This window comes from Geobacillus sp. C56-T3, assembly GCF_000092445.1.
Lineage (GTDB): Bacteria > Bacillota > Bacilli > Bacillales > Anoxybacillaceae > Geobacillus > Geobacillus thermoleovorans.
The window spans coordinates 1527337-1542574 of the sequence record NC_014206.1 but is presented as its reverse complement, the minus strand read 5'-3'; the positions used below and the strand labels follow the sequence as shown (position 1 = coordinate 1542574).

The 15238-nt window shown below is 55.4% G+C and carries 10 protein-coding genes and 3 pseudogenes; all 13 read right to left on the bottom strand.

What is annotated here, in order from left to right; translation table 11 throughout:
• Positions 1-167 precede the first annotated feature (167 nt).
• A complete protein-coding gene (locus GC56T3_RS07810; protein ID WP_013145035.1) occupies positions 168-1451 on the bottom strand; it encodes a TRAP transporter large permease subunit in 1284 nt (427 codons plus the stop codon).
• Positions 1452-2042, bottom strand: a complete 591-nt coding sequence (locus tag GC56T3_RS07805) for a TRAP transporter small permease (protein WP_013145034.1) — start codon at positions 2040-2042, stop codon at positions 1452-1454.
• Between the two features lie 75 nt (positions 2043-2117).
• Positions 2118-3134: a TRAP transporter substrate-binding protein gene (locus GC56T3_RS07800; protein ID WP_013145033.1), complete on the bottom strand. Its 1017-nt coding sequence runs from the start codon at positions 3132-3134 to the stop codon at positions 2118-2120.
• A 279-nt stretch (positions 3135-3413) separates the two neighbouring features.
• A complete protein-coding gene (locus GC56T3_RS07795) occupies positions 3414-4250 on the bottom strand; it encodes a sugar phosphate isomerase/epimerase (protein ID WP_013145032.1) in 837 nt (278 codons plus the stop codon).
• Positions 4251-4280: 30 nt separating this feature from the next.
• On the bottom strand, positions 4281-6044 hold the full coding sequence (locus GC56T3_RS07790; protein ID WP_013145031.1) for a thiamine pyrophosphate-binding protein: 1764 nt from the start codon (positions 6042-6044) through the stop codon (positions 4281-4283).
• Complete coding sequence (locus tag GC56T3_RS07785; protein ID WP_041468342.1) at positions 6041-7039, bottom strand: zinc-binding dehydrogenase; 999 nt, start codon at positions 7037-7039, stop codon at positions 6041-6043. Before GC56T3_RS07785 ends, GC56T3_RS07790 begins: the two co-directional genes overlap by 4 nt.
• A 17-nt stretch (positions 7040-7056) precedes the next feature.
• Positions 7057-7809: pseudogene (locus GC56T3_RS20150) on the bottom strand (aldehyde dehydrogenase family protein); the annotation flags it as partial.
• A 51-nt stretch (positions 7810-7860) separates the two neighbouring features.
• Positions 7861-9325: pseudogene (locus tag GC56T3_RS20145) on the bottom strand (transposase); the annotation flags it as partial.
• Between the two features lie 57 nt (positions 9326-9382).
• A pseudogene (locus tag GC56T3_RS07770) lies at positions 9383-10036 on the bottom strand (aldehyde dehydrogenase family protein); the annotation flags it as partial.
• A gap of 3 nt (positions 10037-10039) precedes the next feature.
• Entirely contained in the window at positions 10040-10882 is an 843-nt protein-coding gene (locus GC56T3_RS07765) for a citryl-CoA lyase (RefSeq protein ID WP_013145029.1), read from the bottom strand.
• A gap of 276 nt (positions 10883-11158) precedes the next feature.
• Positions 11159-12550: a hypothetical protein gene (locus GC56T3_RS07760; protein WP_013145028.1), complete on the bottom strand. Its 1392-nt coding sequence runs from the start codon at positions 12548-12550 to the stop codon at positions 11159-11161.
• An 87-nt stretch (positions 12551-12637) separates the two neighbouring features.
• Positions 12638-13489 (bottom strand): Cof-type HAD-IIB family hydrolase, encoded by an 852-nt coding sequence (locus tag GC56T3_RS07755; RefSeq protein ID WP_013145027.1) that lies wholly within the window; start codon positions 13487-13489, stop codon positions 12638-12640.
• 179 nt (positions 13490-13668) lie between these two features.
• On the bottom strand, positions 13669-15234 hold the full coding sequence (locus GC56T3_RS07750; RefSeq protein WP_013145026.1) for a plasmid pRiA4b ORF-3 family protein: 1566 nt from the start codon (positions 15232-15234) through the stop codon (positions 13669-13671).
• Positions 15235-15238: the final 4 nt, after the last annotated feature.

Genomic DNA, 15238 nt, shown 5'->3' with positions numbered 1-15238 from the left:
ACCCGAGCGATGAGCAAGCCGGATGGAGGCGCTTTTTCATCAGTTCGCTGCCGAATGATGTGAGATTGCACTAGCGACATTCAAAACAATGGTCCGAAGCCTCGACAGCGGCTCTCGGACCTACCTTTTCTCGCAATGACTTCTGTCCTTCCAAGATCAAGTTTGGATCAATGCCCCGTAAACCATCCGAGCGGCACAGTGACGAGAGACGGGAAGAAAATCAACAAAAGCAACAGAAGCGTCTCCACAAGCAAAAACGGCCAAACCCCTTTCATGATGTCTTCCATGTTGATTTTCGCCACCCCGCAGGCGACGTTCAGCACTGTGCCGACCGGCGGCGTGAGCAGCCCGATGCAGTTGTTTAAGATAAACAGCACCCCGAAGTACACCGGGTCGATTCCCGCTTTTTCGATAATCGGCATCAGCACCGGCGTCAAAATGAGCACTGTCGGCGTCAAATCCATCGCCGTTCCGACCAACAGCACCAACGCGTTAATGGCCAAAAGCAGCGCCAACGGATGATCGATAAACGGCGCAAGCACATCTGTAACGATCGCCGGAATGTTGGCGACCGTAATGAGCCAGGCCGACACCATGGCCGCCGCCACCAAAAACATGACGACGCTTGTCGTTTTCGCCGCGGCCACGAGCACGTGGAACAAGTCTTTCACCTTCAGCTCACGGTAAATGCACAAGCCGACAATCAAGGCGTAAAACGCGGCCACCACCGCCGCCTCGGTCGGCGTAAACACCCCTCCGCGCAGCCCGCCGACAATGATCACCGGCAGCAGCAGCGCCCAAAACGCCTCGCGGGTCGCCCGCCAAATTTCTTTTGCCGACTGGCGCGGGAGCACCTCGACTTGATCCCTGCGCGTCACCCACCACCAACAGAGGGCCAGTGAAATTCCAAGCAAAATCCCCGGAACAATGCCGGCCATAAACAGCTTCGTGATCGACACGCCGCTTGTGACCCCGAAAATGATCATCGGAATGCTCGGCGGGATGATCGGCGCGATGATGCCGCCGGCGGCGATGAGGCCGGCTGAACGGTTGCGGTTGTATCCAGCTTTCACCATCATCGGGATGAGAATGGCCCCAAGCGCCGCCGTGTCGGCCACCGCCGAACCCGACAAGCCGGCAAACAGCACGCTCGCGATAATAGCGACATACCCCAGCCCGCCGCGGATATGGCCGACAAGCGCCATGGCAAAGCGGATGATCCGCTTCGAAATGCCGCCGGCGTTCATCAGCTCCCCAGCGAGCATAAAGAACGGAATCGCCATCAGAGGAAAGCTGTCCGCGCCGCTGATTAAATTTTGCGCGATGATTTGCGTATCAAAAATGTCCAAATAAAACATCAAGGCGACGCCGCTGACCAAGAGCGCAAACGCGATCGGCATCCCGAGCGCCATGACTCCTAACAGCGATCCGATAAACACGACCAACGCCATTTACCGCTCACCTCCAGCAGCGCCTTGCGTTCGCCCAAGAGCCAGTTCTGCCGCTTCGTGCTCGACGGGAGCGGCCGCCATGATTTCTTCTTCCGATTCTTTCATTCTCGTCAGCTCCTCAATCGCTCCGGGGCGAAACAGCGCTTGATACAAATGGTACAAAATGATAAGGCCCATGCCGATGCTCACAACAAGCCCGGTCCCGTAGATGAACGCCATCGGCAGCCCGGTCGCCGGAGCTTTGCTTTCCAAGCCGCTCATCGTCATCTTCCAGCTTCCATCCAAAAGCAAATAAAGAACGTACAGCACGATCACATTGCTGATGACAAACACGACGCGCTTGGCGCCAGTCGGCAGCTTTCTCACCAATGTGTCGACGCCTAGATGGTCGTTGTCTTTCAAAGCACCGACAGCGCCTAAAAACGACATCCAAATGAACAGAAAACGCGCCATTTCTTCCGACCACGTGATGCCGGAGTTAAATGCATAGCGGAGCACGACGTTGCCGAATACAAGAATGGACATAAACGCGAGACAGAACGCCATTAAGGCGTTCAGCGCCTTCTCCAGAACGGCTCCGATCTTTTTCATCGCTGTTCCCTCCAAGTCTGCAAGAATGGAAGGACTCTTAAGGGGGATGTCCCTTAAGAGTCGTTTGCCATTCGGTTATTTCCCTGCGTTAATCAATTCGTTCACGAGATCTTGGCCGAATTTCGGTGCATATTTTTGATAGATGGGCTGCACTTTTTCCACAAATTTTTGCTTCTCCTCCGGAGAGAGTTCGGTAATGACCATGCCTTGCTGCTTCAAATAGTCGAACATTTTCTCATCTTCTTCTTGGTTCAGCTTGCGCTGATAGTCTCTCGCTTCTTCCGCGGCTTTTTTGATGATGTCTTTTTCCTTGTCCGTCAACGTGTCCCAAAACTTTTTGCTGATGAGCAGCGGACTCGCATTGTAGACGTGGCCGGTTTTCGTCAAATATTTTTGCACTTCGTAAAACTTATTGATCGCCACATTCCCGACCGGGTTTTCTTGCCCGTCCACTACGTGCTGCTCCAAAGCGGTGAACAGCTCCGTGAATGCCATCGGCACCGGAGTGGCTCCTAACTCTTTCCACAAGTCAATATGAAGGTCATTTTCCAACGTCCGAATTTTCAATCCTTTAATGTCATCCACACTTTTGACTTCCCGCTTATTGTTCGTCAAATGACGGAAGCCGTTTTCCCAATAGTTCAAACCGATCACGCCGACAGACGGCAAATCGTTGAGCAAATCTTGGCCGATTTTCCCATCCAGCACTTTGTAAGCGGTTTCCCGATCTTTGAATAAAAACGGCAAGTCTAGCACCCCGATGCGCGGAGCAAACGAAGCGATCGGACCGGTCGACATCGTCGATCCTTGAATCGTGCCCATCTTCAGCGCTTCAAACACAGCTACGTCTCCCCCGAGCTGGCCATCCGGGTACACTTCCACTTTGATCGAGCCGTTTGTTTCTTTTTCCACGATTTCCGCAAATTTGTACAATCCTTTCGTCAGCGAACGATCCTTCGATGTCGCGACGGCCATTTTCATCACTTTCGGTTCAGCTTTCTTCGCCGCGCCGCCCCCTTGCGGCTCGGATTTGGATGAGCACCCCGCAAGCACCAACAGGCAGACAAACAACAACACCAACATCTTTTTCATTACTTTTTCCCCCTTCTTTCCTCTATAGTGCAATGGTTGATGCAGCCGAACGCGAACGGATCAACCGGCTGGCATCGTGTTGTATGTTGAACCCGCATTCCCGTTTTGCCGCAGGCCATTCTGTTCTCTCTCGACCGCGGCCGGTCATGCGGGAAACAACCAAATGATCTAGGAATTTATCCCTATAAATGGAATTAATATATAAAACTTTCTGATAATTTCTAATGTGCATATGGCAGCCTCCTGTGTCGGAAGCGCTGCCATACCTCTGTTTATCGATCACGCCGATAGATCGCTTTGCTCCGTGACATGACGAGCAAAATAGTCTTTCGCCGACTGCAGGCAACGGCGCGCATGTTCTTCATAGCCCAATTCCTTTACACGCTTGATGTTTGGCAGCTCGATCGAGCAGGGAACTTCCGGAATGCGACGGACAATGCCGGCAATATCAATCCCGCCTTCGCCGATGTACAGCCGCTCTTCGCGGAGAATTCTCGTCATCTCTTCTTTTGACGCCGGAATCTCGCCCGGCGCGTCGCAAAGATGGAGAAAATGGAACCATTCCCGCGGCACGGCTTCCAACGCTTCTGGCGAATCGCCGGCGCGATGAAAATGGTGCAAATCAATCATAACGCCAGCATTGTCTTTCTTTACCGTCTTTAACACATCGACGACTCCTGCCAAATTCGTCACCGCCGCAATCGGCACGTACTCCAAATCAACCGTCAACCCGTATGGTTTCGCCAGTTCGCACAGCTCGGCAAACCGCTCGATGTAAACACTGCGGTCGGTCGTCCAAATGCTGCTTAAGACGTGGCGGCCGCCCAGTTCAGCCGCCACTTCCAAGGCGGGTTCATACCGCTTTGGATCCGTATCGGCATCAATGCGGGCCAGCTCAATATCCAGCAGCTTGACGCCGGTTTCCCGCAACGCTGCTTTCGTCTCACGCAACAGCTGTGGATTTTCCGCCAACGCATAGTTTGGCTCGCCGGGCAGCCCCATGTAGATGATCCGAAAACTGACGTAATCATACCCTGCCCGGGCGGCAATATGCGCCATCTCCGGCGGCGGGCAGCCGAGCACCGTCAAATGGGCCAATGAAAAGGTTCTCGCCATATCCTTTCCCCCGATCTTGAAGGTTTCTTCTTACCGCTCCACCGCAACATGGTGAACACGTTTGCCTGGGGAATAGATGTCCATAATATTCCAGTGGCCGGACGTCGGCGTCGGGACGTTGATCATTTCCACATCGATGACAAACGGTTTGTTCGCCTGAATGGCCCGTTCGAGCGCCGGTTTAAACTCTTCCGCCGAGCGAATTTTCACCCCTTCAACGCCGTATGCCCGGGCAATGGCTGCATAATCCGGCGAATACGGCTTACCGTCCTTTTGGAAAACCGTCCCGTGCGTCGTGCCAAAATGCGCTTTCTCGAGCCCGGCGATCGTGCCAAAGGCGTAGTTGTTCATAATGACCCAAACAACGGCGATATTTTCCTCGGCGGCTGTCGCCAACACCGCCGGGTTTTGGCCAAATCCACCATCTCCAACGAGCGACACGACGACGCGGTCCGGGCAGGCGATTTTCGCTCCAAGCGCGGCCGGAGCGCCAAAGCCCATCGTCGCATAACCGCCTGGCGTCAAAATCGTTCCTGCACCATACGCTGGGAACTGTTGGCCGACCCCGTTTTTGTTCCAGCCGACATCGGTCGTGATGATCGCATCTTTCGGCAGCACTTCCCGCACCTCATGCAAAATGCGTTCCGGACGCATCGGATAGCTGTCGTCTTGAATGTGCGGCGCGTTTTGCCGCCGGAATTCCTCCTTATAGTTAGCGATGCGTTCTTTCAGCGCCTCGTCCGTCCGCCCTTGCGGCACGGTTTGTTTCGCCACGCGGTTCAACACGGTAAGCGCTTGCTTGACATCGGCGACGATGCCGAGTTCCGTTGGATAGTTGCGCCCGATTTCGTTCGGGTCGATGTCAATATGAATGAGCTTCGTTTCCGGAATGTTGAACGTGTACTCCGGCTCCCATGAGCTGCAATCAGCTTCGGAAAATCTCGTTCCCAATGCCAAAATGACATCGGCGTTTCGGCACATATCATTGACAAATTTCGTCCCCCAAAATCCGCTCATGCCCAGTGTCAGCGGATGGTCATCCGGCAGCGCCCCTTTGCCCATCAGCGTGTGCGCAACCGGGAGGTCGAAGTGTTCCACAAACGTTTTCAGTTCTTCCGCCGCATCCGCCAGCATAATGCCGCCGCCGACGTACACAAGCGGGCGTTCCGCCTGCATCAGCTTCTCAATGATGTGTTTCGCGGTTTCATCGTCAATCGACGGCTTATGCAGCGTTTTTGTATGCCGCTTTTGCTTTTCAAACAGCGCCACATCCACTTCTTTGGAGAAAATGTCCATCGGCACGGAGACAAGCACCGGCCCCGGGCGGCCGCTCTCCGCCAACTGGAACGCTTTTTCCAAAATTTCAGGGAACAAATCCGGCCGGTCGACCCGCCATGCCCGCTTCACAAACGGGCGGTAAATTTCATATTGCGACGCATCGGCGTGCAAGTTGATCTCCTGGTGCGGATGCTTCCCGTAATAATGGCTCGGCACATCGCCGGCGATGACGACCATCGGAATGGAATCAAGCGCCGCGTTCGCCACCCCGGTCGCCGCATTCGTCAGCCCTGGACCAACGTGGCAGAGGACGACAGCCGTTTCCTTTTTCGCCCGCGCATAGCCGTCGGCCATATGAGCGGCAATTTGTTCGTGGCGGACGTTGACGAACTTGATTGAACTATGCTCCAAAGCCGCCAACACTGCGATGTTCGTATGGCCGCAAAGCCCAAAAATATGCGTAACACCGCGGTCTTCCAAATACCGGACCAACTGTTCGGCTACTGGTTTTTTCATCGCTCTTCCTCCTCCTTGAAACGTAACACGACTTTGCCCGCATTGCCGGATGACGCCAGCTCATACGCCCGCTGATAGTCGCGGACCGGAAAAATGCGGGAAATGACCCGTTCGATCGGATGCGGCATCGTCCGCAAATAATGAATCGCTTGCAAATAGTCATCCGGGAAGCGGTAGATGATGGAGCCATGCACGGTCACTTCGTTGCGGACAAGACGCACCACCGGGAATGTCGCTTCATTCGCCAGACCGATCAACACAAGATGCCCCCCTGGAGCGACAAGCTCCGCCGCCTGTTCGACCGCTTCGCGCGCACCGGCCGCCTCGATGACAACATCAAACGTTTCACCCGACAGCGCATCAGGCGCAAGCGTGCGGATGTCCGCCATCGCTTTCACCGTCTCTAGTTTTAACGGATTCACATCGACCGCCGTCACTTCCGCTCCTAAATGGCGGGCGAGGACGGCCGCCATCATTCCTTCATTGCCGCAGCCAATGACGGCAACGCTCATTCCCCGTTCGATGTTTACTTTCTGCAATGCGTGCACAACGACGGCAAACGGCTCAACGAGCACTGCCTTTTCATCGGAAAGATCATCAGGAACGGGAAGCACGTACTTGGACGAGATGACGAATTCATGCGAAAACCCACCGTCGATGTTGATGCCAAGCGATTTTTTATGCCGGCAAATGTTCGTCAGCCCTTTTTGGCACAAGTCGCACGCGCCGCAATACGTGTTCGGCAGCACAACGACCCGCATCCCGATGTCATAGGCGGCTTGTTCGCCTTTCTCGCTGATGACGCCGACGAGCTCATGCCCAGCGCGAACGGGATAGTTCGCGTGCGGAAGTTTTCCTTTCAACACCCCAAGATCCGATCCGCAAATACCCCCATAGATGAGCTTGATTTTCACCTCATCCCCTCGAGGAGAACGGACGGCATCGAGGCGCCGCAACTCTAATTCATTCGGCTTCGCCACATAAAGCGCTAACATGTTGCCACCACCCATCATCACTGTGGAAACTGCCATACAATCATCTTCATTTCCGTCATTTCTTCGATCGCATAACGCGGGCCTTCGCGGCCGATGCCGCTGTTTTTCACACCGCCGTACGGCCAATGATCCAACCGGAAATTCGAGGTGCCGTTAATGACAACCCCGCCGACATCAAGCGCCTCCGCCACTTGATAGACGATGTCCATCCGGTTCGTAAACAGCCCAGCTTGCAGGCCAAAGGCAGAATCGTTCGTCTCTGCAATCGCTTCGTCAATCGTCCGGTACGGGATGACGCTGACGACCGGGCCGAACACTTCTTCACAAACGACTTTGCTTCGCTTCGGCGGGTTGAAGAGCACCGTCGGCTCGACCGTCGCCCCGCGCCGTTTTCCGCCGCACACAAGCGTCGCGCCGGAAGCGATGGCTTCATCAATCCAGCTCATCACCCGGTCTGCCGCCCGTTCATCAACCATGCAGCCGACATCCGTATCCGGCAACAGTGGATCGCCGACTTTCAACGCCTCGACTTCCCGTTTAAGCAAGTCGGTGAACGGTTTAACGACCGACTCATGCACGTAAATGCGCTGGACGGAAATGCAGCTTTGCCCGGAGTTGCTATAGCCGGTTTTCGCGCAAAGCGCGGCCGCCCGTTTCAAATCGGCGTCTTCATGGACGATCGTCGCCGCATTGCCGCCTAGCTCAAGCAGCACTTTTTTCATGCCGGCCAACGCGCAAATGTTGCGGCTCGCCACCACGCCGCCGGTAAACGAAATGACGTTGACGCGATCGTCTTTCACGATTTGCTGCCCAACCTCGAAGGCCGGTGAATTAATGGGGCATAGACTTCCCTCATGTCGAATTTTGGAGGCCATTCTCCCCGCCATTTGGCGCCAAAGGATGGGAAGACGAGCAGGACTTCCTGCTCCCAATTCCGTTTTTGCGCACGCCAAAGAGCCGGTCCCCCCTTGTTTTTTTCGAAACCGGCACAATCGCTTCAGATTTTGCACGACGGCGGTCAACAGCGCCTGTTCTTCCATGGCGTAAAGGCCCCGGCTTCGGGCCCGGTCCAGCCCATGACATTCCTTCCCTTCGGCGAACACATGCTCACAACGCGTGCGAAGGGCTTGAATCGATCGATAACCGCCCTGTTGCTGAATGAGCCTCGCTTGGTTGCGAATCTGAACGTCTCGGACTTTCGCCTGGCGTTGTGCTTCCTGAGCGGGATCCTTCGCCCGGCGCTTCCAGGTTGGAATCTCCTCCATCTCCTTGCGGCGCAGCGACACGAGCGGCGTGATGCCTTGGATGAAGAGCGCTTTCAAATACTCCGTGGTGCCATACGCTTTGTCCGCGGACAAGGTCCGAATCGTGATCGACGGGTGGCGAAACCGAATCGAAGCCAGCTGCTCCAAACTCGTCTCCCGTTCCGCCGTTCCGGTGGCGAGGCTGGCCCGTCTGGACAAAATCACGCGCGACTGGACATCGATGACGTCGTGCACCAGATACCGAGGATACGCTTCCTGTCCTTTGCCTTTCTTGTACAACCGGGCATCCGGATCCGTCACGCTTCGATGGGTTTGGTTGGAAAACCTGGTTCCACGGAAGTTTCCTCGTTCTTCGGCATGGACGCACTCCCCTGATGGGGGGAGACGGAGAGGGCGGGGCGTCATCCGGATCCCGTGACTCGGTCTGTTCATCTTCCTGGGCAGTGCGGGCGAGGTAGTCTTCCAACGTTTCCACCGGAGCGAGCTTGACTTCCCGCAAGCTGTGGATCGAAGCATTCGCCCGCACTTGGGTGCCATCGGCCGCCGCATGCACATCCGGCGAGACCAGACCCGCCGCGATGCACTGATCCACCACGTAGGTCATCAGCCGATCAAAGATTCCGTGTTGGCGCCAGCGTTTCCGTGTTTTGACGAGCGTCGTTCGATCCGGCAGTGTGGGGTGATGAGGATCCGGATGGAGCACGGATTCAAAGTCGATACCGCAAAACCACAAGTATCCGGCATGCATGGGGAGGATCTCATACAACTCCCGCTCGGAGTGGTCGAACAAATACGAGAGCAGCATCAGGCGAAGCAGCCGTTCCGGATCCGCCGCCGGGCGACCCGTTTTTTCCGTGTACAGGGGAGCCACCCAATCGTGAATGACGGAAAAGTCAACCGCTTCGTTGATTTGGCGCAGGATATGATGTGGGGGAATCAGGTCCTCCATGTCGATGACTTGAAACAGCCGAGGCTGAGTCGAAGGGTTTTTGGGAGCTTTCATGATCCGCTCACGCTCCATTCCAACGATTTTTCTTCCTTTTTCGACACAAGCCCCCTAAATTCCTGCCTCAGGGTGTACTTTTTCACCGGCCTTCTCGGCACCGCCAAGCACCATGTTGATGGCGCGCGGTGGAAGCCCGGCCTCTAGCAGCAACTTCAACAGCTCCGCCGCAATCAGCGGCGTCTGCGGCGCCGGTTTTAACACAACGGTGTTGCCCGCCGCAAACGCGGGTCCGACTTTATGGCAAATCAAATTGAGCGGGGCGTTGAACGGCGTAATCGCCGCCACGACGCCGACCGGCACGCGAAACGTCACCGCCACCGCCTTCACCCCGCGCGCCGAGGCGTCGCCCGGAATCGTTTCCCCAAACAGCCGTTTTGCTTCTTCGGCCGACTGCTCGAGCGTTTCGATGGAGCGGGACACTTCATCCAACGTATTTTTGAGCGGTTTGCCGAGCTCTTCCGAAATATAGCGGGCAAACATTTCTTTCCGCTCCTCAAGCAGCATCGATGCCTTTTTTAAAATGCGCGCCCGCTCATAGGCCGGAATTCTCGCGATGTCTTTTTTCGCCGCAAACGCAGATGCCAACGCCCTTTCAACATCATCCGGCGTCGCGAGCTGCTGTTCGCCGATCACTTCCCCGGTATACGGGTTTTTCACCGGCTCCGCCGCACGCGGTTCTTCCACCCATGTCCCGTTAATATACAGCTGTGCTTTTCTCACATTCATCACCTACTCTTCGAAATGACGTTTCTCCGGTCCGGTGTAGCGGACTAAATCGCTCCGGTTCGGGCACGGTCCTTTGATCAGCACGCCGTTTTGCCACTCTTCAAACGCATGGGCGACAATGCCCATCCCCCGCGACAGGGCGAACACACCTTTCGCCGCCGCCGCCGGCACACCGAGCTCGCACTGGATCGCGGCCGCCACCCCGTCGATGTTCATCGTCATCCGTTTCCCTTTCGTTTTCTCCAAATGGGAACGATACGCTTCCGCGATCGCTAAATACCGTCCACTGATCTCCCCTTCTTCCACAAGCTCGCCCGCCAGCGCATACAGCCGTCTGACACGCGGGTCGTCATCATGAAGCTGATGGCCAAATCCCGGCAGCTTCCGTCCTTCACGGAGAAACTGTTCAAACTGCTCACGGATCACATCGGCCATGGCGCCTTCCCCGCCGCGAGCCTCGATTTGCTCGTTCGTCTCGTAAAACAGCGCCATCGCTTTCTCCACCGCTCCCCCGTGCACATCGCCAAGCACGTTGATGCCGGTTGCCACGCACGAGTTGAACGAAATGCCGCATGTCGCCGCCATGCGGGCCGCCGCAATCGACGGGGCGCGCGGGCCGTGATCCGCCCCGGCGACAAGGACGCTCTCCCATAACTTCGCCTTTTTCTCGCTCAATATCTCGCCGCATAATAAGAGGTACAGCATTTGCGTGTACGACACATTGCCGATTAATTCTTCAATCGGATATCCGCGAATGAGAATTTCATTTTTGCGGACGTCGCTGATCGACGTCTCCCACCACGCCCCTCCATCGGCGTACATATCGAGCGCACTTCGTTGCTTCATCTTAAGTCTGTCCTCCTTCGCCGCTCTTTGTAGATCGATCTAAAAGAACAAGAGATGATTAGATCGATCTAAAACAAAGAACGAAAGGTAATTAGATCGATCTAAAAAAGATCTACAGAGCAGACCATCTCTCTTTCTATTCCCTCAATAAGCCGATGATCCCCCAACACCCTGCCTTGACATCACCGGTTTTATTAGATCGATCTAAAATAAAGCCTCACTTATCAAAAAATTCGATTGATTCAATCTCATTATACCTTTCTACTGAAAACGCTGTCAACCAAAAAATATTCTTTCCGCTAAACAGGAGATGCCGATTCCCGCTGTCATATAGCCGAGAGCGAACGGGACATTCCGTTTGCCGATCCGGTACGGGTTATCCCCAAGCTCCTCAGCCAGCAAGGAAACAGAAATATTGTACGGGCTATACATCACTGTCGCCAAACTGCAGCAAATGAGCACGATCGACAACGGCACAGCCGGAACAAGCAGCCGCACCGGCTCAAGCAGCGGCATGAGCAGCGTCAAGCTCACCAGCGGGTGAAATCCGACAAGCGACGTCGTGAAAAAATAAACGGCAATCATCGCATACAGCCAGACGGAATGCTCCGCCCCGACGCGGAACCAGCCCTCAAGTACGGCAAGCAGAGGGGATCGGGCCAGCATCTCGACAAACAATCCAGCCCCTAAAAACATGAAAAAGTAGTTCGCCAATCCTTCTGTCCGTTCTCTCCAATGGTGGAACGCCACCGTCGCGTACCGTTTCACCCGGCGCGCGAGCAGCGCCCACCCGAAGCAAAACGGGACAAGCAATAAGACGACAGAAAACAAAAACCCTTTGCCAAGCCAATGTTGCAACAAGGAAACGAGCACGGTAAACACGACGAGCACCAACAGCAGCTGGGCTGCCTTTTTCCCAACCGAAACAGCCATTTTCCCATTCGTTTCCACGCCGTTTTCCAACGGGATGCAACGGTACGAAACAGCGGCCATTCCCCAATCGACCATCGCCATCGTAAAGGCCAGCAGCAACAAAAACAGTGCCACTTGATCATAACGCACGCCGGTAAAGTCAATCGTCGTGCTGATCATCACTTCCATCGGACTCCACGTCAAACAAAGCGCATACGCCCGCAACAAATTCCGAACATAAAACGACTCGGCCTCCCGTCCGTCCAAATTTTGCAGCGCGGCGCGCAACGAACGGACAAGAAGCGGAATCGTAGCAATGTTTAAAAACAATCCAAGCAAATGGCAGACACTGAAACTGCGGCGGTATAACGAAGAAACGCTCTCGGCGTTCCGCTTAAGCCATTCACTTAAACTATGGTCATACCGTCCGACGCGAATGAGCGTATTCATAAACGGCAGCACAAAAAACAGCGCCAATAATCCCAACACCCGTTCAAAATGAAGGACAAACGTCGGCCACGCATCGCCATAGAACAGAAACAACCCAACGCCAAGCCCAAAAAACAGAACTCCCGACACCATATACACCCCGTGGGCGTAAAACGCTGACACGACGAATGCCAACAGCGCCGCGGCTCCCATGACATAGTGAATGGGCGCCGCCACAAACTGCGCGAGGACATACAGCACCACCGCCGCTGTGTACACCGGCACCCGCAGTGTTCCGATCATGTCTTTGATGCGATCGTTCGTCATCGTTCTCCCCTTTCTTTGTAGTATATGAGATGACTATACTACATTTTTTCAGCAAGCGGCAGACAAATGAATAAAAAACGGGTGTTGCTACACCCGTTTCGCAAGCACCCGCTCAAGCCCCGCCGCCACCCCGTCTTCTTCATGGGAGAGGGTGATGACGTCGCACATTTCTTTCAACTCCGGCGCGGCGTTGGCCATGGCGACGCGGCAGCCCGCGACCTCGAACATTGACAAATCGTTATGGCTGTCGCCAAAGGCGACTGTATCGCACAAGTCGATGCCGTAATGGGCGGCGAGCTGCTTGAGCGCCTCGCCTTTTGTCGCCCGTACGTTGTTCATCTCAATGTTGTGCGGGTGCGACGAAGTGACCGTGACGCGGGGGAGCGCCGCGAAACGGGAGGCCGCATCACGCAACCGCTCGCGGTCAAGGGCGAAAATAAGCAGCTTATACATCACCCTCTGTGGATCGTCCCACACCGTGCGGATGTCGTCGACATACGTCACCCGCGCTTGCTGGAACTGCTTGTTCACCAGCCATTTCACATCCGGGGCCGCATCGGCCATCTCGGAAGCGAGCGCTTCCCATTGGGCGCGGTTGTGCAAGCCGACATAGACCGCATCGCCCGTGTACGTCTCGCAATACAAATCCGACTGTTCGCGCACCCACTCAAGCGTCGGACGGACGATTTCCCGCTCGAGCGGCGCCTCGCTGACGACCGTGCCGTCCTCAAGCGTCACAATTGCCCCGTTCAGACTGGCAATCGGACAGACAATCCCCGCCTCACGAAGCGGGGCGAGCGCGTCTTTGCGCGCCCGCCCGGTGATGACGGCGACGATATGGCCTTCCTTTTGCGCGGCCATCATCGCCTTTCGATTGCGCTCACTGATTTTGCCTTCTCCGTTTAATAGCGTTCCGTCCATATCAAGTGCAATCAACATGTTCATCCCTCTTTCTGCGTCGTGCAAAGCGCTCCTAGAAAAACGGAGTCCTGGCAGAAGCAGCGGGCTAGTGGAAAGCCGGAAATTCCCGCGCTTTTCACTCCGTACCCCAGCGCCTGCCCCCATCATCTCCTGTTCTGCATCTCTTTCTCCTGTTCGGCATCACTGTCGGCTTCTTCTTAGATCGCAAACTGTTCAAACAATTCCCTCACTTCATCGGAACGAGGGGTTGGGCCTGTGCTCATATTCACACCCAACTCGCGCAAAAGCGGCGCCAGCAACGGTCCGTGTTCCTTCGTGACGCGCACATGGCTCGGCACACACCCGAGCGCGCGGGCAAATGCGAGAAAACTTTGTTGCAGCGTCTTCGCATCCGTCTGGCCGCGAAACACCTGATGATGCAAAATGACGCCGCTCGCCGCATCGGCGGCCAACGCCAGCAACGGAAAATACGGGCGCTCCCAGCGCCGTTCCTGGATCGGCCTGTTCACATAAGCGACCGAAAACTCCACGAACAGTGGGGCTCGCTCGAGCGTCTTGGCCTTTGCCAACTCGTCCGTGCCGATGTCAAGCGCGGATGTTTCCTTTTTCTTTGCATTCGGGGGAGGCACCCAGCCGTCGCGCCAATGAAGCCCATCCTCTCTCCGTTCGGCGATCCGGGCAAACAATCGGTTGCCGCGAGCGGACGAAGCTAGGAACAGCTCGCCATCGCGCAGCCGCTCGGCGACAACGACCGCTTGTTCCAATGCCATAGCCGCCCATGCCGCTTCCTCTTCCGAAAGAAACCATGGATAATATCCAGGAACAAAACTGCGGAACATCGGCAACAGCTGTTTTCCGCTCACCGGAATGTGATGCTTCCGCAACAGCGCTTTGTCGTCTCTTTCTAGGTGGTTTCGAGGCGCCAACGACACAAGCAATGCGCGTTCTTTAAACACAGCGTCTTTTGGATGCAACGTTCCAGATAAAATATCTTGCAAGCATGCATACCCTTCCTCACCCATGTAAATGACAAGGCCGTACTCCTGGCCAAGCGCCCCGATCACCGTACAATACAACGATTCCCCATCAGGAGTCACCACGGCAAAAATTTGATCATCGTCCATCCATGTCCACGGGGCCAAGTCCCTGTAGGCGAGCGCTTGATCGAACAGCGTTTTCCATACATCCTGTTCCACTTCTTCGACTTTGCCTTTGCTTGCGGCTCGTTTCGTTTTTTTCGCCTCACCTTCTTCCTTCACCACTTTTCGTTGAAACGGGGCGAGCGCCACATTCACGTTCGCCGTCAGCTCCGCTGTGCTCATCTCTTCCTCTATGGCTTGCACTTCTCCCCAGCTGTCCTCTTTCAAACCCACTCGCACGGCCTTGATACAGCACGGATACAACGCGTCGGGAACTGGATCGACGATCTTTTCCAAAACGATGTCATGCTCCCACATATCTCCAAAATCATATACGTATTGGGCGCGGTCACCTTCTTCGACAAACCATTGCCCGATCGTTTCCTCCCGCTCATCATAATCGGCGCCGTCCCACCCGGCTGCTTCGTTGCCGATTTCAATGCGCAGCCGCGCCGTTCCGCCGACCTTCGTTATATAAAACGTATGCAAGTGCTGGTCCATCCAGCCGAACGCTGCCTGCAACACGCGATGCAGCTCGGCGAACGTCATCTCCCCCGGTACAAGCAACCGGCGCCAAATGGGAGGGCGTGTATGCTTCAATTGCACTTTGAGTTGATAAATCATTCTC

Excerpts from the sequence above, each read along its gene's own strand:
- GC56T3_RS07810 (WP_013145035.1), bottom strand. The coding sequence starts at position 1,451 with ATGGCGTTGGTCGTGTTTATCGGATCGCTGTTAGGAGTCATGGCGCTC.
- GC56T3_RS07805 (WP_013145034.1), bottom strand. The coding sequence starts at position 2,042 with ATGAAAAAGATCGGAGCCGTTCTGGAGAAGGCGCTGAACGCCTTAATG.
- GC56T3_RS07800 (WP_013145033.1), bottom strand. The coding sequence starts at position 3,134 with ATGAAAAAGATGTTGGTGTTGTTGTTTGTCTGCCTGTTGGTGCTTGCG.
- GC56T3_RS07795 (WP_013145032.1), bottom strand. The coding sequence starts at position 4,250 with ATGGCGAGAACCTTTTCATTGGCCCATTTGACGGTGCTCGGCTGCCCG.
- GC56T3_RS07790 (WP_013145031.1), bottom strand. The coding sequence starts at position 6,044 with ATGAAAAAACCAGTAGCCGAACAGTTGGTCCGGTATTTGGAAGACCGC.
- GC56T3_RS07785 (WP_041468342.1), bottom strand. The coding sequence starts at position 7,039 with ATGTTAGCGCTTTATGTGGCGAAGCCGAATGAATTAGAGTTGCGGCGC.
- GC56T3_RS07765 (WP_013145029.1), bottom strand. The coding sequence starts at position 10,882 with ATGAAGCAACGAAGTGCGCTCGATATGTACGCCGATGGAGGGGCGTGG.
- GC56T3_RS07760 (WP_013145028.1), bottom strand. The coding sequence starts at position 12,550 with ATGACGAACGATCGCATCAAAGACATGATCGGAACACTGCGGGTGCCG.
- GC56T3_RS07755 (WP_013145027.1), bottom strand. The coding sequence starts at position 13,489 with ATGTTGATTGCACTTGATATGGACGGAACGCTATTAAACGGAGAAGGC.
- GC56T3_RS07750 (WP_013145026.1), bottom strand. The coding sequence starts at position 15,234 with ATGATTTATCAACTCAAAGTGCAATTGAAGCATACACGCCCTCCCATT.